General features: G+C 44.7%; 15 protein-coding genes and 1 riboswitch. Of the genes, 1 reads left to right on the top strand and 14 read right to left on the bottom strand.

Features of this window, described 5'->3' with window-relative positions:
• Window positions 1-6 precede the first annotated feature (6 nt).
• From pulA to AM500_RS08180, 5 genes are all read right to left on the bottom strand, one after another.
• Window positions 7-5,874: a type I pullulanase gene (gene pulA, locus AM500_RS26395; protein WP_156319777.1), complete on the bottom strand. Its 5,868-nt coding sequence runs from the start codon at window positions 5,872-5,874 to the stop codon at window positions 7-9.
• 285 nt (window positions 5,875-6,159) lie between these two features.
• Window positions 6,160-6,759 (bottom strand): class D sortase, encoded by a 600-nt coding sequence (locus tag AM500_RS08195; protein WP_053598781.1) that lies wholly within the window; start codon window positions 6,757-6,759, stop codon window positions 6,160-6,162.
• Window positions 6,760-6,950: 191 nt separating this feature from the next.
• Complete coding sequence (sdhB, locus tag AM500_RS08190) at window positions 6,951-7,757, bottom strand: succinate dehydrogenase iron-sulfur subunit (protein WP_053598780.1); 807 nt, start codon at window positions 7,755-7,757, stop codon at window positions 6,951-6,953.
• A gap of 6 nt (window positions 7,758-7,763) precedes the next feature.
• Window positions 7,764-9,521: a succinate dehydrogenase flavoprotein subunit gene (sdhA, locus tag AM500_RS08185; protein ID WP_043934183.1), complete on the bottom strand. Its 1,758-nt coding sequence runs from the start codon at window positions 9,519-9,521 to the stop codon at window positions 7,764-7,766.
• A gap of 61 nt (window positions 9,522-9,582) precedes the next feature.
• Window positions 9,583-10,191 carry a succinate dehydrogenase cytochrome b558 subunit gene (locus tag AM500_RS08180; RefSeq protein WP_053598779.1) on the bottom strand — a complete coding sequence of 203 codons (609 nt, stop codon included), beginning with the start codon at window positions 10,189-10,191 and terminating at the stop codon, window positions 9,583-9,585.
• Window positions 10,192-10,553: 362 nt separating this feature from the next.
• On the opposite strand from AM500_RS08180, the gene AM500_RS08175 reads away from it, so the two are divergent.
• Window positions 10,554-10,997 carry a YslB family protein gene (locus tag AM500_RS08175; protein ID WP_053598778.1) on the top strand — a complete coding sequence of 148 codons (444 nt, stop codon included), beginning with the start codon at window positions 10,554-10,556 and terminating at the stop codon, window positions 10,995-10,997.
• Window positions 10,998-11,048: 51 nt separating this feature from the next.
• Here the strand turns inward: AM500_RS08175 and AM500_RS08170 are convergent, their stop codons facing one another.
• From AM500_RS08170 to AM500_RS08130, 9 genes are all read right to left on the bottom strand, one after another.
• Complete coding sequence (locus AM500_RS08170; protein WP_053598777.1) at window positions 11,049-12,278, bottom strand: aspartate kinase; 1,230 nt, start codon at window positions 12,276-12,278, stop codon at window positions 11,049-11,051.
• A 114-nt stretch (window positions 12,279-12,392) separates the two neighbouring features.
• Window positions 12,393-12,569: riboswitch (Lysine riboswitch) on the bottom strand.
• Between the two features lie 70 nt (window positions 12,570-12,639).
• Window positions 12,640-14,412, bottom strand: coding sequence for an excinuclease ABC subunit UvrC (gene uvrC / locus AM500_RS08165; protein WP_053598776.1), 1,773 nt, complete (start codon window positions 14,410-14,412; stop codon window positions 12,640-12,642).
• Between the two features lie 484 nt (window positions 14,413-14,896).
• A complete protein-coding gene (gene trxA / locus AM500_RS08160; protein ID WP_043934179.1) occupies window positions 14,897-15,211 on the bottom strand; it encodes a thioredoxin in 315 nt (104 codons plus the stop codon).
• 119 nt (window positions 15,212-15,330) lie between these two features.
• Window positions 15,331-16,314, bottom strand: coding sequence for a nuclease-related domain-containing protein (locus AM500_RS08155; protein WP_053598775.1), 984 nt, complete (start codon window positions 16,312-16,314; stop codon window positions 15,331-15,333).
• Between the two features lie 273 nt (window positions 16,315-16,587).
• Window positions 16,588-17,565, bottom strand: a complete 978-nt coding sequence (locus tag AM500_RS08150) for an electron transfer flavoprotein subunit alpha/FixB family protein (protein ID WP_053598774.1) — start codon at window positions 17,563-17,565, stop codon at window positions 16,588-16,590.
• A gap of 16 nt (window positions 17,566-17,581) precedes the next feature.
• Window positions 17,582-18,355, bottom strand: coding sequence for an electron transfer flavoprotein subunit beta/FixA family protein (locus AM500_RS08145; protein ID WP_053598773.1), 774 nt, complete (start codon window positions 18,353-18,355; stop codon window positions 17,582-17,584).
• Window positions 18,356-18,463: 108 nt separating this feature from the next.
• Window positions 18,464-19,234: an enoyl-CoA hydratase gene (locus tag AM500_RS08140; protein ID WP_053598772.1), complete on the bottom strand. Its 771-nt coding sequence runs from the start codon at window positions 19,232-19,234 to the stop codon at window positions 18,464-18,466.
• 13 nt (window positions 19,235-19,247) lie between these two features.
• Window positions 19,248-19,838, bottom strand: a complete 591-nt coding sequence (locus AM500_RS08135; RefSeq protein ID WP_053598771.1) for a fatty acid metabolism transcriptional regulator FadR — start codon at window positions 19,836-19,838, stop codon at window positions 19,248-19,250.
• 240 nt (window positions 19,839-20,078) lie between these two features.
• Window positions 20,079-21,782 (bottom strand): AMP-binding protein, encoded by a 1,704-nt coding sequence (locus tag AM500_RS08130; RefSeq protein WP_053598770.1) that lies wholly within the window; start codon window positions 21,780-21,782, stop codon window positions 20,079-20,081.
• Between the last annotated feature and the right edge of the window lie 34 nt (window positions 21,783-21,816).

Below are 21,816 nucleotides of genomic sequence, written 5' to 3'. Positions count from 1 at the left end.
AATCCTTTAAGCTGCTTTTCTCTTTCGCGCTGCAAGGTAGGAAATTCCTCCTGTTGCGAACAGCAATCCACCGGCCAGCAGCAGGTTATAGGATTCTGTTGCAGTATTGGGAAGTCCGTTTCCATTTCCAGGTGTAGGGTTCCCCGGATGGTTCGTACCAGGGGTATTGCCGGGTTTATCACCTGGTTTATCTCCCGGCTTGTCTCCTGGCTTATCTCCCGGCTTGTCTCCTGGCTTATCTCCCGGCTTGTCTCCTGGTTTATCCCCCGGCTTATCACCTGGTTTATCGCCTGGTTTGTCTTCCTCTTCGTCAAGAACTAAAACATATGTGCTTAATGCAGGGACTGTTACTTTGTTACCCTCGACTACTTCGATTGCTTCGGTGCCAGCGTCTACTCCATTTACAACCAAATCCCATTCTCCATCTGAGGGCAGGGTGATTTCTACTGGAGTTCTTGTTCCATTGTGGCTGACAGCGATTTGTTCTGCGTCATCGCCATTTGCATTTTCATCGATAACAAAAGCAACGGACCCTTCAGGAGCTTCAAGGAATGCTAGATGTTCCTTAATATCCTCTGCAGTGGTCATTCTGAACGCTGGGTGTTCGTTCCTCAGGGCAACTAGGCCTTTGAAGTACTCAACTTCTGGGTCAAATTCACTGCGGCGCTGCCAGTCAAGCTGGTTCACGGAATCCGGAGACTTATAGCTATTATGGTCTCCGCCTTTTGTGCGCATGAATTCCTGGCCGGCATGGATAAAGGATATCCCCTGAGATGTCAGAACTATTGAGCTTGCAAGCTTGTGCATTTGCTTTCTGGTGTCCTCGGAATCTTCCGGATTGGTCAAAAGAAGTTTATCCCAAAGTGTATGGTTATCATGTGCCTCGACATAGGTTACTGTTTGCTCGGGATCATCGGAAAAAGTTTTAATTTCATCAGAGTATTCAATTCCGCCGACAATTCCTTTCTTCATCCTGAGTTCCATGCCTGGCTTGCCATTGACAAAGCCGTTATCCAAGTCGCCAAAGACGCTGCCCTTCAAGCCATCGCGGATATCGTCATTGAAATGTGCGATTCCAGGCATTTTGGAGGCATTCTTCTGGTTCGCTTTCAGCTCTGCAGGCAAGTTTGTCGCCAAATCCCAGCCTTCGCCAATCACAATAATTGATGGATCAATTTCATCAAGAGCCTTGCGCACCTCATTCATTGTGTCAACATCATGGATGCCCATTAAGTCGAAACGGAAGCCGTCAATATTGTACTCTTCAGCCCAATATTTTACGGAATCGACAATGAATTTGCTCATCATTTTATGCTCGGAAGCAGTATCATTACCTACTCCAGTTCCGTTGGAAAGGCTGCCGTCTTCGTTGTAACGGTAATAATAGCCAGGCACAAGCTTATGAAGGTTCGATTCAAAAGCACTGAACATATGGTTGTAAACAACATCCATGACAATACGCAGGTCATTGTCGTGCAATGTTTGAACCATCTGCTTCATTTCCTTAATCCTTATAGCAGGTGTATATGGATCAGTGGAATACGAGCCTTCCGGTACATTATAGTTTTTCGGATCATAGCCCCAGTTGTATTGAGGTGTATCAAGCTTTGTTTCATCAACGCTAGCTGTGTTGTAGTCGTACATCGGGATGAACTGGACGTGTGTCACACCAAGATCCTTAATGTGATCAAGTCCGGTTTTCACTCCGTCAGGTCCAGTGGTGCCTGTTTGGGCAACACCAAGGAATTTCCCTTTATGCTCATCGGAAACGCCGCTTTCCGGGTGAATCGTCAAGTCCCTGATATGCGCTTCATAAATAATCGCATCTTCACGGTTTTTAAAAGCTGGCTTATCCTCTTTCCAAACAGATGGATCAGTAGAATTCAGGTCTAGCACTGCACCTTTGTCGCCATTTACTGCAACCGCGCGGACGTATGGGTCAACGGCTTCATTCCACGTGTCACCGATTTTGACTTTATACGTATAAAGCGTTCCATTCTGGTCGCCATCAAGGACTGCTGTCCATGTTCCATTTTCTGCACGAGTCATTGGAAGCTCTGTTCCGGTTTGGCTATCCCATTTTTCATAGGTTACAAGCATTGCTTCGCTTGCAGTCGGAGCCCAGAGGCGGAATTTAGTTTCTTCTTTCGAATAGGTGTTTCCGAGATCATTTCCAGGATAATAGAACTTTTCCTCGAATGATTTGCTGCCGATTACTTTACCCAGCTGGACAGTCGCCTCGCCAAAGCCTTCCTTGGCAACTTTATAAACTTTTGCAAAATCCAATTCTTCCTTCGTTGTAATAATCACTTTATTTGTCATATCGCCCGCATTGGCATCTGCGGCTTCAATTTTATCAATCTCGGCACCGGTAAGGGTAATGCCATGGTTTGATACAGAGAAAGGAAGATTTGTAGCCAGTGTAATCTTATTCATTTCATCAATTGTGGCTATGGTGATTTTTGGTGTCCGGTCGACCTTTGCCGGGTTGTCGTAAATCCGTGACTGCCCCTGGACGAGCCATACTTCGGCTTTCCCGTCAGCACTGAAATCTGTAATCCATCGATCGCCCTCACTTGGGTCTTTGGCAGACCAATCAGACTTCCTGACGATAAAACCAACCTTGGTTGCACCATCTAGGTTGTCCGCCTTGAATACACCTTGCTTACCATAAGACGTTGTTTTATCTAATTTGACTGCCTGGCCATCGGATTTGTCTGTCCAAACCCAAATATCCCAGTCATCATAGTTTAAATCATAACGATAATAATTGAACTTCACTTCAAGTGAGTTATACGTTTTTGGTGGCGATTCGCCATCCGGATTGCTTGTATAAACCGTATCATCGCCGGCTTTTATCCAAACTTCATCATTGCCGTCCCAGATGCCTTCGATAAAGCGGTCGCCGCCATCTTTTTCCCAGCTATCGGTACGGACGATAAAGCCGATTTTATTATGATCGCCAGGAATCTTCAGTTCAGCAACTTTCCCAAATTCATCTTCTCCAGTGAATTGGAAAACCTCGCCGCTCATCCCATCCGGCCACACCCACAAATTCCAATCTTTTGTATCTCCTGCTTTCGGCTGATAATGGATTTTGATCGAAGTTGTAATTGGCTGCTGTGCAACCTTGACATCAATATTCCTTGGATTTAGGGCGTCAAAGCTGAAAATATATTCTTCTGAAGTTTCAGGGGTGAATTTCAAATTGTCCCCATCAAGCCATTGTCCATCCATTACATATTTAAATTCAATAGTTTTGCCAGCTTCAAGGACGATCGGTTCACTTATCCAAAGCTTCGAGTCGGCATCATAGGTAAGCGGATTGTTTTCGCCATCCCATGAAAGCGGCTCAGACCCGCGCAAAACAACCTTCTCGTAAATTTTATTTCTATCAATCGGCTTGTCGCTAAAAGTTAAGTCGCCAGTAATTTCAAAGACTTCAAAAGACTTGGCAGGCACTGTGAATTTCAGGTCGCCATTGCTGTCATTTGAAATAGTGTCTTTATTTAGCGAGTCTGTCAGAGTTACATTGGTAATTTCCAATTGGTTGTAAAGTGAATTTACATCAACTTCTTTTGGCTCAGTCCCTTTGTTGACAACAACGAGGAATTGGCCCGTTTCATCTGTACGCTCGAATGCAAACACATTCTCATCGGCGGAAAGCCTTTGGAATTCCCCTGAACTCAACGCAGTTTCGCTAGAGCGCAAGTTTGCTAACTTGCTATAGAATTCTTTTAGCTGAAGGTCCTGCTTTTCAGCATCCCAAGGCATCATTTCACGGTAGTAGCGGTCCTTCCAGTCAGAGACAGAATTGTGGTCCTTGCTTTGTGAAAGGCCTACCTCATCACCATAATAGATTACTGGCGCGCCTGGCAGGGTAAATTGCGTTGCGACCGCAAGCTTCAATTTATCCTTATCGCCGCCAGCTTCAAAAAGGAAACGCGGCTGGTCATGGCTATCTAAAAATGATGCTGTAACGAATTCCCTTGGATAGGTATTGATATTTTCACTTACCGTATTGCTTAAACCAACCATGCTTTGATCTTTAGCAAACGTATTGACAAAAGCATCTCTCATGCCAAAATCAAGGGCGCCGTCTAGTTCGCCAGCGTAAGAGTTTATTTTTTCACGGCTGTCCCAAACCTCACCGTAAATAAATGCCTCTGGTTTAAGTTCCTTTACTTTATGGCGAAAATCCACCCAGTAGCTATAGCTTGGGCCTTTTGCATAATCAAGGCGGAAGCCGTCAAAATCCAGCTCATCAAGCCAGAAAGGTACAACTTCGTTTAAAATATAGTCGCGTACTTCATAGTTGTTGTTGTTTAATTCAGGGAGTTCAGCAATGCCGGAGAACGAGTTATATTTTTCCGGCCATTGGGTAAATGTGTACCAGTCATAATATTGGCTGCTTTCGCCATTTTTCAGGGCATCTTGGAAAAATGGATGCTGTATAGACGTATGGTTCGGTACAAAGTCATAAACCACTTTCAATCCTTTTGCATGTGCAGTGTCAATGACTTGTTTCATTAAGTTGCGATCACCGAAATGATCTTCAATTTTTTCAAAATCGGCAGGATGATATCCGTGGGAATATGGGCCTTCAAATACTGGTGAGAGCCAGATTGTGTTGGCCCCTGTACTCTTAATGTAATCGATTTTATCAAGAACACCCTTAAGGTCCCCGCCCATCCAGCCTTTTAACTGCTCATCGTAAGGCAGGTTTTTAGTGCCGGGTTCGTCATTTGTCTCGTCTCCGTTATTGAAGCGGTCAACAAACACATGATAAATGATTGCATTCTTTGCCCAGCCAGGAGACTCGTATTGGTCAACATAGTAGGCAAATTCGGTTGCCCCTTCTGGAACAAGGCTATTGGTGTCGGCAAATTGAGAGCTTAAGCCACCGTCTGCCCATACATCGGCAATGTATTTAACTCGGGTATCATTTGCTTGTTTAGGTATAACACCAGTAAAAACAGTGGTTGTTACACCATTTTCAACAGTTGGCTCGTTTGCAGCGAGGGTAATGGCTTGACCATTTTCTGCTTTTCCTAGTGCTCCAACCGGCTTTGTACCATCGATTGTATAGTACAAAGCTCCTTTCGTAACCGTTCCAAAGTGCTTAACGGTTACTGAGACTGACACATTGTCTGCACTTGTTGGCACAGCGGGTGAAAACGAGAAGTTATGGTGAACATCCTTTGCGACCGGTACCGCTTTCCATTCAACAACTGTGTCGGAATATACTTTCCCTCCTTCAACAAAAGTGGCAGTCCGCTTTTGCTCACGCTTTTCTACATACTTGGCATCACCAAGCGCGTACAAATACTCGATTGTGTCACCTTTATTTCCAGCAAGATCGATTTTCCATTTCCGCTCTTCTACTTTTGTAAGAGACGTAACAGTATAATTAAAACCGTTCAAAGTTGAACCAAGTGTTGGTGCTGCCCAGTCTGGTGTCCCTTCAGGAAGAGTCACTTCCAAAGTCATTGATCCAGAAAAGGATGACAAGTCAATCCGGACATCTACAGTTCGTTCCTGGCCGGGATGAAAAATGAATACATAATTACCAGTCTGCGGAGGGGTAAATACAAGATTGCTCCCTTCCATCCAGTTTCCGTCCATAACAAACTTGTATTCTACCTTCTTGCCACCTTCAAGTTCGTAAGCTCTGCTTTTCCAAACTTGTTCTTCAGCGTTCCAAGTGAGGGGATCCTTATCCCCGCTCCAATGTTCACTGAAGGATGGTGCATCACCTCGCAAAACGACAGTATTATACGTTTTCTCTGCCGCTTCAACAAAAGGTGCAAACGGTACCACAAATGTCGAAAACAAAAGCACCACTGTCAAAATGGTTGATATGTACCTTTTCAACGCCCTACCCCCTACTAAAATAAGTATGTGAAAACGATTGCACAAATCAGTAAAAAAATAGATTTCATGCAATCGTTTTCATTAAAATCATATCATCCCAAATCCGTTTTTTCAATTTGAAATTTTATAAAAATTTACATTTAAAACTACGTTGATAACATAGTGAATTCTGCTAGAGCGACATGAAAGTGGAGTTTTTCAAGTTTGACGAAAACAGAGAGGAGTTTTCCTGGTTGCTTCATTTCATACAGGAAGTTTTCATAGAAAAACCAGCGATTCCGCTGGTCAATTTTCTTTCTTCGGTTTTGCATAGATAATGTATCTGTCCGGTGCGTTCCCTACAAAGCTGAAGGGATAGCAAGTTGTCACAATCAATTCTTCTTCTTCCCTTTGAAGAGTAATAATTGAAGTGTCATCGGCATCAACGATTTTGGTCCTGGTGATCTCATAGGCGAAATCACCGTGTGGCATTTTAACATGTAACGAATCGCCAATTTCCAGTTCACCAAGTCTCCGGAATACAGTGTCCCGGTGGCCAGAAAGAACAATCTGCCCGTTTTCGCCCGGGTAGTAGGAACCCTTATAATGGCCGACACCTTTTTTCAGATCATTAGGGTCGGTCCCTTCTACAATCGCCAATTCGGACTCGATAGCGGGTATGTCAAGAATCCCTACAACATCACCAAAACCTGGCTTTAACAGGCCGGTTTCATCTCGTGGAATTTCCTTTGCAGCGGCATTCGCTTTTGGCTCAATCAAATTGCGTGCTTCTTCCAGCGATTTATTTCCCTTAATTTTTGTCTCCGCAAGCTGAAAGCCTCCAATACCAAGGGCAACTATCCCTGACAGAATCAACAGGAGCGGAATTATTGTTTTTAGCTTCATTCGCTTGCCTCGCTTCACAGGGTTATTAACTTCATTATATCAAAAAGCTTACTGGCAGGCATCAGATTAATAGGGGGTTCATTCTTTTATGTTAAACAAGTCTATTGATTTCCACTTCAATCAACTCTTATAAAAACAACATGTCCTTTTACACAAAAATAAAGACTGCCCATTTGGACAGTCTTTATTAGTTATGCGTGGTCGCTTCCGAAGAAGTTCCGGAAAGCTTGGAATGAAGTATCACGGTTAAGTGCTGCGATTGACGTTGTGAGCGGAATGCCTTTCGGGCAGGACTGCACACAGTTTTGCGAATTGCCGCATTCTGAGATTCCACCGTCACCCATAATCGCATTCAAGCGCTCAGCCTTGTTCATTTCACCGGTAGGATGAGCATTGAACAGACGCACCTGGGATAATGGGGCAGGTCCGATAAAGTCGGATTTGCTATTGACGTTCGGGCAAGCTTCCAGACAAACGCCGCATGTCATACATTTTGACAGCTCATACGCCCACTGGCGCTTTGTTTCAGGCATACGAGGGCCAGGGCCAAGATCGTAAGTACCGTCAATCGGAATCCATGCTTTTACTTTTTTAAGTGAATCAAACATCCTGCTTCGGTCAACTTGAAGGTCACGAATAATCGGGAATGTTTTCATCGGAGCAAGACGGATTGGCTGTTCAAGCTTATCAACGAGCGCCGAGCACGATTGGCGAGGCTTATCATTGATAATCATCGAACATGCCCCGCACACTTCCTCAAGACAGTTCATTTCCCAGGCTACAGGTGTTGTTTTCTTTCCGTCCTTCGTTACCGGGTTCTTACGGATTTCCATCAGTGCGGAAATGACGTTCATATTCGGACGATATGGAAGGGAAAAGGTTTCTTCATAAGAGTCAGAATCAGGAGTGTCCTGACGTGTAATGATAAAATCTACTGTTTTCTGTGAAGCCGCTGCTGCTCCATTTACAGGTGTTTCTGTCACTGTTGTTTCAGGCATTCGACTCTACTCCCCCTTCTTCTTCGTATAGTCACGCTTACGCGGTTTGATTAGGGATACATCTACATCTTCGTAAGTGATTTCCGGAGCCGACTTTTGGCCGGTGAACTTTGCCATTGTTGTTTTAAGGAAATCATCATCGTTACGATCAGGGAATTCCGGCTTGTAGTGGGCACCGCGGCTCTCATTCCTGTTCAGGGCCCCAAGCGTGATTACCCTTGCAAGCTGAATCATGTTTTGGAGCTGGCGGGTAAATGCTGCTCCCTGATTGCTCCAGCGTGCTGTATCGTTAATATTGATATTTTCATAGCGTTCAATTAATTCCTGAAGCTTGTCATCTGTCTTACGAAGCCTGTCATTGTAACGGACGACTGTGACGTTATCTGTCATCCATTCGCCAAGTTCCTTATGAAGCATGTACGCATTTTCAGTTCCATTCATCGACATAATATGGCTCCATTTCGCTTCTTCCTCGCGAACATGGTTCTCATATACAGACGTATCGACAGCCTCGGAGCTCTTCTCAAGCCCATTGATATACCTCACAGCGTTTGGCCCAGCGACCATGCCGCCGTATACCGCGGACAGAAGCGAGTTTGCTCCCAGGCGGTTCGCGCCGTGCTGGGAATAATCACACTCTCCGGCAGCAAACAAACCAGGAATGCTCGTCATCTGATCATAATCGACCCAAAGCCCGCCCATAGAATAGTGGACAGCAGGGAAGATTTTCATAGGAACCTTGCGTGGGTCATCGCCCATGAATTTCTCATAGATTTCAATAATCCCTCCGAGCTTGATGTCAAGTTCATGAGGATCTTTATGGGAAAGATCAAGGTATACCATGTTCTCACCGTTGATTCCAAGCTTTTGGCTTACGCATACATCGAAAATTTCACGTGTAGCGATATCCCTTGGAACAAGGTTTCCATAGGCAGGATATTTCTCCTCAAGGAAGTACCATGGTTTCCCGTCTTTATATGTCCAAATCCGGCCGCCTTCACCGCGGGCTGATTCACTCATCAGGCGGAGCTTGTCATCCCCAGGGATGGCTGTCGGGTGGATCTGGATGAATTCACCGTTTGCATAATGTGCACCCTGCTGGAAAACTATTGCCGCAGCAGAACCGGTATTAATGATCGAGTTCGTCGATTTTCCAAAAATAATTCCCGGTCCGCCAGTTGCCATGATAACGGCATCAGCGGAGAATGAATGAATTTCCATCGAAGTCAAGTGCTGAGCTGTGATTCCGCGGCATACACCATCGTCATCGACTACGGCGCCAAGGAATTCCCAGCCTTCGTATTTTGTAACAAGCCCTGCTACTTCAAAGCGGCGGACCTGTTCGTCCAATGCATAAAGAAGCTGCTGACCAGTAGTCGCGCCAGCAAATGCTGTGCGGTGATACTGTGTACCGCCAAAGCGGCGGAAGTCCAGCAATCCTTCCGGAGTCCTGTTGAACATAACACCCATCCTGTCGAACAAGTGGATGATTCCAGGTGCGGCTTCACACATTGCCTTTACTGGAGGCTGATTCGCCAGGAAGTCCCCTCCGTAAACAGTGTCATCAAAATGTTCCCATGGAGAGTCGCCTTCCCCTTTTGTATTGACTGCTCCGTTGATCCCGCCCTGCGCGCAAACGGAGTGCGACCGCTTTACAGGCACGAGGGAGAACAATTCAACTGGGGTGCCTTCTTCGGCAACCTTGATTGTCGCCATCAACCCGGCAAGCCCGCCTCCGACGATTATGATTTTACCTTTAGCCATCTAGTTCCACTCCCTATCCTAATTCCAATTCTGTCAGGTACGAACCCTGGTTATGTGTTAATTAAATGAATGCTGTTAAGGCGCGAATTCCAACAAAGGAAAGGGCGATAAACAGGCCGATTGTGAAATACGTCGCAAGTTGTTGCGAACGCGGAGTCACTGTGATGCCCCAGGTGACCAAGAACGACCAAAGCCCATTGGAAAAGTGGAAGATAGCCGAAAGTACGCCTACAACGTAAAAAACAAACATGAATGGCGAACTGAGAATGTCAGCCATCATATTGAAATCAACATGAGCGCCAAATGCAGCCGCAATACGTGTTTCCCATACATGCCAAACAACAAAAATAAGTGTAATGATGCCGGTCACACGTTGAAGCGTAAACATCCAGTTACGGAAATAGCTATACCTTTTCGGGTTATTTTTTGCCGTAAACGCAATATAAATCCCATAGATAGCGTGATAAAGCAACGGCAGATAAATTACGACTGTCTCAAGCACGAGCCTGAATGGAAGATTACCCATGAAGTCGGCTGCCTTGTTAAATGAATCGGCGCCATATGCTGCAAAATGGTTCACCGTCAAGTGCTGAATCAAGAATACACCGATTGGAATGATGCCAAGCAGCGAGTGCAGCCTGCGATACAAAAACTCTCTGTTTTCCGCCATAAACATACCCCCTAGTAATTGCGATGATGGCTCCCCTATAAAACTATAAACCTATCATCATTGTGAAAAACTTATGAACCTTTTTTTACATTATTGTGACATGTTCATTTTACCCCCAGTCACGGGGGTCGTCAAGAAAACGGATACAGAAAATCGACCAAAAAACTAAATTTTGAAAATATATTAATATAGAATAGCAGTTTTTCCACTATCAACTTAAATAGCATTATTGCCCCTAAAGGGCTAAATATTTTCATTATATTTGTATATTAGAATATTCTTCCAAGCTCTGATTATTCTTTCAAGGTTTTTCCTGACTATAAATTTGTATATAATAGAGTTGTAGAAAGAGGGGAATTTTTTTGAACGAGCAAACTGCATCTGAAGTTAAAGAAACTGAAACTGTGAGCAAATTTGGATATGAATTGATTAGGGAAGTACTTCTTCCCGAATTACTTGGAAAAAATACGCCTGAGCTTATGTATTGGGCTGGTAAACTTTTAGCCAGGAAATACCCATTGAAATCGGTTGATGAAATAAAAGCCTTTTTTGCACGTGCATCCTGGGGCGATTTGGTTGTTCGCAAGGAGAAGAAAAATGAAATTGAATTTGAGCTCTCAACCATTCTGCTTGCTTCACGAGTCACTTCTAAGGCTGAAACTTATTTCCAGTTGGAAGCAGGCTTTCTCGCTCAGCAATTCGAACTGCAAAAGGGTGTAGTTGCGGAAGCCTTTGAGCACCCGATCAAAAAGGCAAAGGTAGCCTCATTTACAGTTAAATGGGACAGTATGGACTTCATTAAGTAAAATACAAGCAAAACCCCTCTCCATTTCAGGTGAAAAGAGAGGGGTTTTGCTTTAAGAGCGGACGCTGGTACCGGCTAGTGAAAACGCATCATGCAGCGTTTCTACGGCTGTGACCATCAGTTTTTCTTCAATTACGACCGATACTTTGATTTCAGATGTGCTGACCATTTTCACCTGAATACCATTATCAGCTAGCACGCTAAACATTTGTGCAGCTACGCCTGGGTTAGAAACCATTCCCGAGCCGACAATGGAAACCTTCGAAAGTCCTGTTTCGGTTTCAATCCTGTCATATCCTAGTGTCTTCCGGTTTGCCTCAAGAACCTCAATCGTCCTTTCAAGATCATCGGTTTTAATGGAAAAAGATAGATTTGCAGTCCCTTCGCCGGTCACACTCTGGATAATGATGTCTACGTTTAATTCGTTTTCTGCCAGCGCAGTAAAAATGGATGGCAAACCTTTTAGCGATTCAGACAGTCCGATTACGGATACCCTTGTTATTTGATCCTCAAAAGCGACTCCCCGTACAATAAGATTTTCTTCCATCGATACTTCCTCCTCAATCATCGTTCCGTTTTCTCTTTCCATACTTGACCTGACAACCAGCGGTATTCCGTAATTTTTCGCAAATTCAACTGCCCTAGGGTGTAGGACACCTGCGCCGAGATTCGCTAATTCAAGCATTTCATCATATGAAATCGATAGTAATTTCCGAGCATTTTTCACATACCGCGGATCGGTTGTAAACACTCCGGTAACATCCGTATAAATATCGCAGCGGGCAGCCTTTAATGCCGCGGCCAGCGCAACTGCAGTCGTATCGGAACCTCCGCGGCCAAGAGTGGTGATATCTCCCGAGTCTGTTACCCCTTGGAATCCTGCGACAACAGCTACTTTTCCACTCTCAAGTGTTTTTGCAACAACAGAAGGCTCAATGGACTGAATCCTTGCGTTTCCATGAACAGGTTCAGTTGTGATTCCTGCCTGCCATCCTGTAAAGGAAACTGCTTCCTGCCCCAGTGCCTTTAATGCCATGCTTAAAAGTGAAATCGTTACCTGTTCCCCTGTTGAAAGAAGCATGTCCATTTCACGCTTGGATGGCGAAGATGTGATACCCTTTGCCAGCGCAACCAACTGATCTGTTGTCTTCCCCATTGCTGATACAACGACTACTACATCATTGCCGTTCGCCCGTTCTTCAAGAACCCTTTTTGCGACATTCATGATGCGCTCTGGTGTTCCAACAGATGTGCCTCCGAATTTCTGAACAATAATTGCCACTGTTTCCCCTTCTTTCAATCAATTCTAAATTTCTGTTGTTATCTACACAAATAAAAAAAGGCAATGAGAGAATATCTCATTGCCCGGATACGCAAAATACAAATTTACGCATCTATGTGAGATAGCCCTCCAGGGTGGATAACCCTGACAATCCTGCATTTATTCAATACAGGACCAGCATGGGATGGAATGGGCCATCCTCAGCTTCGGCGGTATTCCCTTTCAAAATCCTTCTTAGATTCCCATAATCTCCGGATTCTTACTCTTGAAGCCCGCGCCTCTACCTACACTTTAGAAGTTTAAAGTGATAGTATTATTAAATTTCCATCATTATAGCATAGGATAATAAATTCTGACAATATTATGTGTTCAGCTTTTTTATTAATTCTTCGGCAACTGCTGCTGGAATGCCAAGCGCATGGAATTGTTCAGGTGTTGCCTCTTTCATTTTTTTAACAGAGCCAAAGTTCTTTAATAACAGCTTTTTCCGCTTTTCACCGATGCCGGAAATAGAATCCAGAATCGACTGAAAAGCACTCTTGCCGCGCAGCTGCCTGTGGAATGTTATTGCGAAGCGGTGAACCTCGTCCTGGATTCGCTGCAACAGGTAGAACTCCTGGCTATTTCTTGTCAGCGGCATGATTTCCAGAGGATTGCCAAACAGCAAATTAGATGTTTTATGCTTCTCGTCTTTAACGAGACCCCCAAGTGGAATATCGAGTCCAAGCTCATTCTCCAAAACATCACGGACTGCCTCAACATGGCCTTTGCCTCCATCTATAATAATCAGGTCTGGAAGCGGAAGCCCTTCTTTCAAGGCACGCGAATATCGTCTTCTTGCAACCTCGCGCATTGATTCATAATCATCCGGACCCTTTACAGATTTAATCTTATACTTCCTGTATTCCTTTTTATACGGCTTCCCATCCATAAACACAACCATCGCCGATACGGGGTCAGTCCCCTGGATATTTGAATTGTCGAATGCCTCAATTCGATTCGGTGTATGGATGCCAAGGATCGCTCCGAGGTTTTCGACAGCTTTAATGGTCCGGTGTTCATCGCGCTCAATGAGGGAAAACTTTTCAGTCAAGGCAATCTGCGCATTTTTGACTGCAAGCTTGACGAGGTCCTTTTTCGGGCCGCGCTGAGGCTGTAGTACTTTAACACCTAACAGCGTTTCGGCCATCTGGCAGTCGACGCTATCCTGAATAAGGATTTCCTTCGGTTTGAAGTGGCTCGCCTGATCGTAAAACTGTCCAAGGAAAGTCAGCATCTCCTCCTCAGGCTCTCCGTATACAGGAAAAAGTGAAACATCACGCTCAATCAGCTTGCCCTGCCTGACAAAGAAAACCTGGACACACATCCAGCCTTTATCGACAGCATAGCCAAACACATCACGGTCCGTAAAATCAGTGGTCGTAATTTTTTGCTTCTCCATTGTTGCTTCAATATTGGCAATTTGATCACGAAATTCCTTGGCACGTTCAAAATCAAGCTGTTCAGCGGCCTCCGTCATCTTCTCAGTAAGTTCCTTTTTGATTTCCTTGTAGCCGCCGTTCAGGAAACGGGTTATTTCGTCAGTCATTCTTTTATATTCCGACTCCGGCACTTCCTTCACACAAGGTGCCAGGCACTGGCCTAGATGGTAATAAAGGCAGACCCGGTCGGGCAACGTCGCACATTTCCTAAGCGGGTAAATCCGGTCAAGCAGCTTCTTCGTTTCATTCGCTGCCTGTACATTCGGGTAAGGGCCAAAGTACTTCCCCTTATCGCGCTTCACCTTCCTGGTAATAATAAGCTTTGGATGCCGCTCCGCAGTCAGCTTAATGAACGGATACGTTTTATCATCCTTCAGCATAATATTGTATTTCGGGTCATGTACCTTAATCAGGTTCAGCTCGAGAATGAGCGCCTCCATGTTAGAGGATGTAACGATATATTCAAAATCCTCGATCTCACCGACGAGCCGCTGTGTTTTTGCATCATGCGAGCCGGTAAAGTAGGATCTTACTCTGTTCTTTAACACTTTTGCCTTGCCGACATAGATGATGGTTCCTTGTCGGTCTTTCATTAAATAGCAGCCTGGCTGGTCCGGCAGCAGAGCCAGCTTTTGCTTGATCGTTTCATTCATGTCTGCGGACACCGCCTTCTCAATACTTGTGCAAAAGACTATTATACCGCGTTTTTCACTATTCTACCATAGGGGCGTAGCGGATTGAATTTTGAGCATGGCGCGTCGACCAGTTTTTAGTAGAAAAGCGTAAGCGCCTCGGTCATCGCCGTACAAAATGGAGGGACTTCGACTGAGATAAAGTGAAACTTCCATCAGCGATTTCTGCTGATGGTTAGTTGAACGAATCGGACCTTTAGGATCAGTTGCCCACGGAGGAGGCTTACTGAGCCTTAAGAGTGGGATAAAGGAATCACGAAGAGCGATAGTGATTCGATGATGACTTATCGTAGGGAGGAGGCCTGAAGTTTGATAGGCGATAGGCGCTCCTCGAAAAAGCTATCGCTTTTTCTTCGTGCGATGCTTATGCTGCCGGAGCCTTCCTTGTGAAGCTAGACATAAAGAATCCAGCCCTGGCAAATTGCCGGGGCTGGATTCTTTATGCTTATAGGTGATTTTCGATAACCGCTGTAAGGTTTTCTTTAGGCTGGTAGCCGACAACCTTGTCAACAACTTCGCCGTCTTTCATAAGAAGCAGTGTTGGGATGCTCATAACGCCGTATTGGGACGCAGTTTCAGGATTTTCATCAACATCGAGTTTGACGATTTTTACTTTGTCGCCAATTTCGCCATCAATTTCTTCAAGAACAGGAGCAATCATTTTGCAAGGGCCGCACCAAGTTGCCCAAAAATCTACAAGAACAAGGCCTTTTCCGGTTTCGCCGGAGAAGTTTTGGTCTGTTACGTTTGAAATAGCCATGTTAAGCCTCCTAATTGTTTCTAAAATTCTACCGAAAGTATACCACCATTTTCCTATGCATGCTAATAATTTGTTTCACCTGTATCGTCCCCATTTTCCTGGGCCGGCATTCGGGAAATTTAGGGGAGGGAATATATTCGGCCTTTGGTTTTTCCTTTGGCTTTAAGGTCCATAGACTGAAGCAGCCTCCTAGCAATATGGGGCGAGGGAAGCTTTAAGAGTTCACAACATTCCTGGTTGGATATTGAATTTTTCACAACCAATAGATAGTCTTTTATAACTGTTGTATGGGCATCCTTTGATTGCGCTTTGCACCAGCGGCAATGCCAGTTCACTCCTCTTCGATCCATCGGCCGCTTCTTGCAAGAGGTACACGGCACTGCTAGCAGAAGCTCATCCTTCTTCAGACCATAATTTTTAAGGACATCAATGGTTTCGGGGGTATGTGCCTTTTTGAGGAGCCTGGCTGCCTTTTTAATTTCCTTTTCTGTAACAATATCTTTTTTGTAACGTTTCGCGAGTTCCAAAACTTTAAGGGGGAGACTTTTTGCAGTCCCAACGTGCCTTGCAACAGAACCGCTGCTGCAGCGGAATGAAGCCTTTTCACTACTTATAATGGCTAGGTGCTCTATTGGAGGTATCTGAAATTTGTGGCTGGCGAACCATTCTTTCAATTGGTTGGAATGGTTAAGGGCTTGAACGAGCGGATTGTCCGCCCCTGTAGTGGTGTCATGGAAATGAACGGTGAGGACACCTGTATCTCCGTTAAAATATAATTCATTAGAAAAACTCTTGATCTCAACAACAATGAAAAATTTAGTAGTGAGGATTAACGTATCGATTTGGAAAATGAGATCCTTGTAGGTAAGACGGAGGTCATGTAGAACGAAGTATTCATCGGGGAGAAGTTGGGTGTAGTAATCTGCATCCTGCTCTCCTTTGTATCCTTTTCTGCGGTTTTTCAGTTCTTGTTTTACTTTTGGAACCACTGAATAATTGGGTTCAAGAAATCTCAGTAATGCTTCAAGAGTTAAAATCTTTACCGGGACCCCTCTCGGTTTCAATAACTGCAGATAAATCACTCCTTTTAATTTTCGATACATTCTTTTCTTCTTTATGATCGGTCGTGAACCCTTTTAAATGGTGTTAAATTCATTAATTAGACACCGATTTTACAATAATTGTTATTTCGAGGGGTGCGTTTTACAATATTTGTAAGACTTTTCATCCTCATAAAATTAATTCAGCGATTTTTTCATTAATTCGAACAGTTTTTAAATTAATTCAGCGGTTTTCAAATTAATTCTCTAAGTGCGGAATATTCAGACAAATTAAATTTAAAAAACGGATGGTTTTCACCACCCGCCCATTACTTATTAAGAATGTACCTGCAATTTCTTAAATTCTTCTGTAAGGAGTGGGACCACTTCGAACAGGTCTCCGACGATCCCATAATCAGCGACTTTGAAGATGTTGGCTTCAGGATCCTTGTTGATGGCTACAATGACTTTTGAGTTGGACATTCCGGCTAAGTGCTGGATGGCTCCGGAAATACCGCAGGCAATGTATAAGTCTGGTGTAACAACCTTACCAGTTTGGCCGATTTGCAGTGAGTAATCGCAATAGTTGGCATCGCATGCTCCGCGGGATGCACCAACTGCACCGCCAAGCACCTGTGCGAGTTCCTTCAATGGCTCGAATCCGTCCGTGCTCTTAACACCGCGGCCACCAGCCACGACTACTTTCGCTTCAGAAAGGTCGACACCGTCGGTAGCTTTCCTGACAACTTCCTTTACAATCGTCCTGAGATCTTTAATTTCAACGGCGACTGATTCGGAATTTCCGCTTGCTCCGTCATTTTTGCTGAGTGGAGCAATATTATTAGGGCGGATGGTAGCAAATATGATACCATCTGTAACAATTTTCTTTTCAAATGCCTTGCCTGAATAGATCGGCCTTGTGAACACAAGATTTCCACCTGCTGCTTCAAGGTCGGTTACGTCTGAAACAAGTCCGCTGCCAAGCTTTGCGGCAACTTTTGGCGCCAAATCCTTTCCTTGTGCGGTGTGGCCAAAAATGATGCCTTCAGGGCTCTCGGCATCAACGACTGCCAATAATGCCTGGGAATAACCGTCCGGAGTGTAATTTTTAAGCTTCGCGTCTTCTACAACGACAACCCTGTCCGCTCCATATTGGAAAAGCTCCTCACTTAAAGCGCTTACACTTTCGCCAACAAGAAGCCCAACTACTTCGCCGCCTTCTGCTACTATTTTACCCGCTGCAATGGCTTCGAACGTAACATTCCTTAACGAACCGTCACGAACCTCGCCCAATACCAAAACTTTTCTCGCCATAACTCTTTCCCCCCTATTAAACTACTTTTGCTTCGCTATGCAAAAGCTGGACTAGTTCTTTCACCTGGTCAGCAAGCTCACCTTGAAGGACGCGCCCTGCCTCTTTCTTAGGCGGCAGATAAATTTCAATCGTCTTTGTCTTCGCCTCGACATCGTCCTCTTCTAGGTCAAGATCATCTAATTCCAATTCTTCAAGCGGTTTCTTTTTCGCCTTCATAATTCCCGGAAGCGAAGGATAGCGAGGGTCGTTGAGCCCTTGCTGAGCAGTTACAAGCAGTGGCAATGACGTTTCGACAACCTCGGAGTCACCTTCAACATCACGGGTTACAGTGACAGTGCCGCCGTTGATTTCGAGTTTAGTGATCGTTGTGACGTATGGAATATCGAGCAATTCGGCTACACGAGGCCCAACCTGTCCTGATCCTCCGTCAATTGCGACATTGCCGCCAAGGATTAGGTCAGCATCTTTGTCTTTTAAAAATTCGGCGAGGATTTTTGCTGTTGTAAACTGATCGCCATTTTCAACATCATCCTCGGTATTGATAAGGACCGCTTTATCCGCACCCATCGCTAGAGCAGTTCTGAGCTGCTTTTCAGCTTCCTCAGATCCAACCGATACAACAGTTACTTCCCCACCCTGTGCATCTCTGACACGGATTGCTTCCTCAATTGCATATTCATCGTACGGGTTGATGATGAATTCGGCTCCATCCTCGTTGATTTTTCCGCCCGATATTGAAATTTTTTCTTCAGTATCGAACGTTCTTTTCATTAATACAAAAATATTCATGCCGTTTTCCCTCCCAAAATTCATTCTTCTAAAGATTGAAAAAAATCGGGACAAAAAAAATCCCTGTATGGATATTCCCGCAGGGCCTTGTGCCCTGCAGGATTATCTTTATCCTTTAAAATCCGGCTCCCGCTTTTCAATAAATGCCTGGATGCCTTCCTTGCCATCTTCGGACATGAACACCTCGCCGAACAGGCTGGCTTCACGTTTTACACCTTCATAAAACTGTGCCGATTTAGAGTAGTTCAGAAGCTCAATCGCTGCCTTCAATGAACCAGAGCTCTTTTTGGCAATCTTTTTTGCCAGTGTAAAAGCATGCTCCATCAGTTCAGCTTCCGGATATGCGTGGTTGGCAAGTCCATAGTGGACGGCTTCAAGGCCTGTAATCGGTTCAGATGTAAACATCATTTCCGCAGCGCGTGCAAAGCCAACATATCGAGGCAGCCTTTGTGTTCCAGCAAATCCCGGAACAAGTCCCAGCTGCAACTCAGGAAGACCGAGCTTGGCTGTTTCACTTACCAGCCTGATATGGCAGGCCATCGCAAGTTCAAGTCCGCCTCCCAATGCCGCACCATGGATGGCCGCAATGATTGGTTTTGGAAATCTTTCCATTCTCTCAAAAAGGTCTTGGCCAAGCTTGCCATGTGAAGCGAAGTCGCTTTCCGATTTGATGCTAGTAAACTCTTTTATATCCGCCCCCGCGGAGAAGAACCGTCCTTCTCCATGAATAAGAAGCACCCTGATGTCGTTTCTTGGTTCGACTTCATCCAGTACCGAAGCTAGTTCCTTCAGAACTCCCGACGAGAGAGCATTTGCTGGCGGACGGGCTATGGAGATTGTTGCAATCCCGCCGTCATCGGTCCATTTTAAAAATTCCATCGTCAATTCCTCCTTACTTGCCATTACTGCTAATCCCATTAAGCAGCAATCTATGAACAGGGCCGCTTAACGCATTTAAATCATACTTCTGTTCATTCATTACCCAGGAAGTCACGGTTTCATCAATTGTCCCAAAAATCATCTGCCGTGCAAGCCTAACATCAAGCCCGTCAGAAAATTCACCATTGCTTTTGCCTTCAGTCAGTATTTTATCAATGACCTGAAGGTACCCCTTCAGAACTTCATTGATCCGATGGCGAAGTTCCTTGTTGGATTGCCTGAGCTCCAGCTGGGTAACAATGGCAAGATGATGATCAGTCGACAGCAAATTGAAATGAGAATTCACCAACAGTAATAACTTCTCTGCGGCCGTCCCTTTTCCTGCCATCATCGCCTCAATTTTTTCTATGTAGGTTCCCATCTTTTCTTCAAATAAAGAAATCAGGATATCTTCCTTGTTTTTAAAATACAAATAAATCGTACCGTCCGCCACACCAGCCTGCTTGGCAATCTTTGAGACTTGGGCCTGGTGATAGCCATGTTCCGCTATTACAACAACGGCGGCATCAATGATTTGCATGTATTTTGGTTTGTTTTTCTTCAACCCCGATCCCTCCTTCTTGAAGAAAAAATATGATTTTTTTAAAATGAATGACCATTCATTCATAATTTCATTTTAAATCCCCGGCTCTTTACCTGTCAAGCCTCCAGCACTGTGCCTACTTGAACTTTCCCTCACTATCATAACATAAACTAAAATCGTTCACATTCACTGTCATGGTGACGGATACTTTTAAGTTTCATTTTCTACATAAAACAAGAAGCCGCATAAGCGGCCCCCCCTTTAGGCATGCTTCTGTTCTTCTTCGACAAGCTTTCTTTTTTCCTCATCAATCAGTGCACGCCTGAGGATTTTTCCGACAGCGGTTTTAGGCAGTTCTTTTCTGAATTCATAAATACGCGGCACTTTGAATGAAGCAAGGTGCTTTCTGGCAAATTCATCGAGATCCTTTTCAGACAGGGTAGCTCCTTCTTTTGCGACTACATACGCCTTAACCGTTTCCCCGCGGTATGGGTCTGGTACACCTGCAGCTACAACCTCCTGGACATCTGGATGTTCGTAGAGAACTTCCTCAATTTCACGCGGATAGATGTTGAAGCCGCCGGCAATAATCATGTCCTTTTTCCGATCTACAATATAGAAGTACCCATCTTCATCCATATAACCGAGGTCACCAGTCAACAGCCATCCATCCTTCAGGGTCATTGCCGTGTCCTCCGGGCGATTCCAATAACCCTTCATTACCTGGGGACCTCTTACGGCAATCTCGCCAATTTCACCTGCGGGCAGCCGCTCACCATTCTCCATTGAAAGGATGGCCGCGTCAGTATCTGGCCATGGTACGCCAACACTTCCTTTTACCCTCGGGCGGTCCCAGAGGAAATTAGAATGGGTTACAGGTGACGATTCAGTAAGGCCATAACCTTCAACCAGTTTTCCACCCGTTACTTTTTCAAATTTCTCCTGTACTTCAACCGGTAGCGGTGCCGATCCGCTTATACAGGAATCAATGGATGAGAGGTCGTATTTTTGAATATCGGGATGGTTCAATAATCCTATATAAATTGTTGGGGCACCCGGGAAGAGTGTCGGCTTTTTCTTTTGGATTGTTTTTAGTGTGTCCTCTACATCAAATTTTGGCATAAGAATGATTTCATTGGCTTCTATGATTGAGAGAAGGAGGACCGTTGTCATCCCGTACACATGGAACAATGGCAATATCCCCAGTACCCTTTCTTTCCCCCTCTGACACTTATACATCCACTTTCTGCACATGGTCGTATTTGCAATAAGGTTTTTGTGCGTCAGCATGACACCCTTTGGAAAGCCTGTTGTTCCTCCGGTATATTGAAGGAGTGCAAGATCTTCTTCAAAATCAAATGGAAAGGCCTCAATTGGGCCAGCTGGCCGTTTCATGATTTCGGTGAGCAGATGGTCACTGCCTTCGTGCTTTACATTTACAACTATCCCGTACTGTTTTTTCTGGATGAATGGGTAAATTAGGTTTTTCGGGAATGGGAGATAGTCTTTGATAGCGGTTACAATTAGGTGTTTTAAATTAGTCTGCTTCATGACCTTTGAAACACGCGGGTACAAAATATCGAGGGTAACAATAGCAAGAGCACCGGAATCCTTCATTTGGTATTCCAGCTCACGTTCTGTATACAGAGGATTCGTCTGAACTACGATACCGCCTGCCATTAAAATCCCGAAGAAGCTAATCACTGCCGCGGGTGTATTAGGCAGCATCACTGCGACGCGATCCCCTTTGCCAATTCCTATAGACTGAAGGTAGGATGCCAATTTCTGAGCCGACTCTCTCACTTCTCTGAATGTAAGGTTCTTACCCATAAAGTGAATAGCTGTTTTATCCGGAAACTCATCAGCAGCCTGAAGCAAATACTCATGCAGAGGGTCTGTCGAATAATCTAGCACCGCTGGTATCTCTTCGGGATAATGTTTTAACCACGGTTTGGTTTCGTTCATAAGCGCCTCCTTATTGGTGAATTTTTTAAAAATT

Origin of the sequence: Bacillus sp. FJAT-18017 (assembly GCF_001278805.1) — a bacterium.
Taxonomy (GTDB): domain Bacteria; phylum Bacillota; class Bacilli; order Bacillales; family Cytobacillaceae; genus Bacillus_D.
This window is presented reverse-complemented; position numbering and strand designations above follow the sequence as displayed.

What these genes read in the sequence shown, in the direction of transcription:
- AM500_RS08150 (WP_053598774.1), bottom strand. Translation starts at nt 17,565, where the DNA reads ATGGCGAGAAAAGTTTTGGTATTGGGCGAGGTTCGTGACGGTTCGTTA.
- AM500_RS08130 (WP_053598770.1), bottom strand. Translation starts at nt 21,782, where the DNA reads ATGAACGAAACCAAACCGTGGTTAAAACATTATCCCGAAGAGATACCA.
- AM500_RS08195 (WP_053598781.1), bottom strand. Translation starts at nt 6,759, where the DNA reads ATGAAGCTAAAAACAATAATTCCGCTCCTGTTGATTCTGTCAGGGATA.
- trxA (WP_043934179.1), bottom strand. Translation starts at nt 15,211, where the DNA reads ATGGCTATTTCAAACGTAACAGACCAAAACTTCTCCGGCGAAACCGGA.
- uvrC (WP_053598776.1), bottom strand. Translation starts at nt 14,412, where the DNA reads ATGAATGAAACGATCAAGCAAAAGCTGGCTCTGCTGCCGGACCAGCCA.
- AM500_RS08140 (WP_053598772.1), bottom strand. Translation starts at nt 19,234, where the DNA reads ATGGAATTTTTAAAATGGACCGATGACGGCGGGATTGCAACAATCTCC.
- AM500_RS08180 (WP_053598779.1), bottom strand. Translation starts at nt 10,191, where the DNA reads ATGGCGGAAAACAGAGAGTTTTTGTATCGCAGGCTGCACTCGCTGCTT.
- AM500_RS08145 (WP_053598773.1), bottom strand. Translation starts at nt 18,355, where the DNA reads ATGAATATTTTTGTATTAATGAAAAGAACGTTCGATACTGAAGAAAAA.
- AM500_RS08155 (WP_053598775.1), bottom strand. Translation starts at nt 16,314, where the DNA reads ATGTATCGAAAATTAAAAGGAGTGATTTATCTGCAGTTATTGAAACCG.
- sdhA (WP_043934183.1), bottom strand. Translation starts at nt 9,521, where the DNA reads ATGGCTAAAGGTAAAATCATAATCGTCGGAGGCGGGCTTGCCGGGTTG.
- sdhB (WP_053598780.1), bottom strand. Translation starts at nt 7,757, where the DNA reads ATGCCTGAAACAACAGTGACAGAAACACCTGTAAATGGAGCAGCAGCG.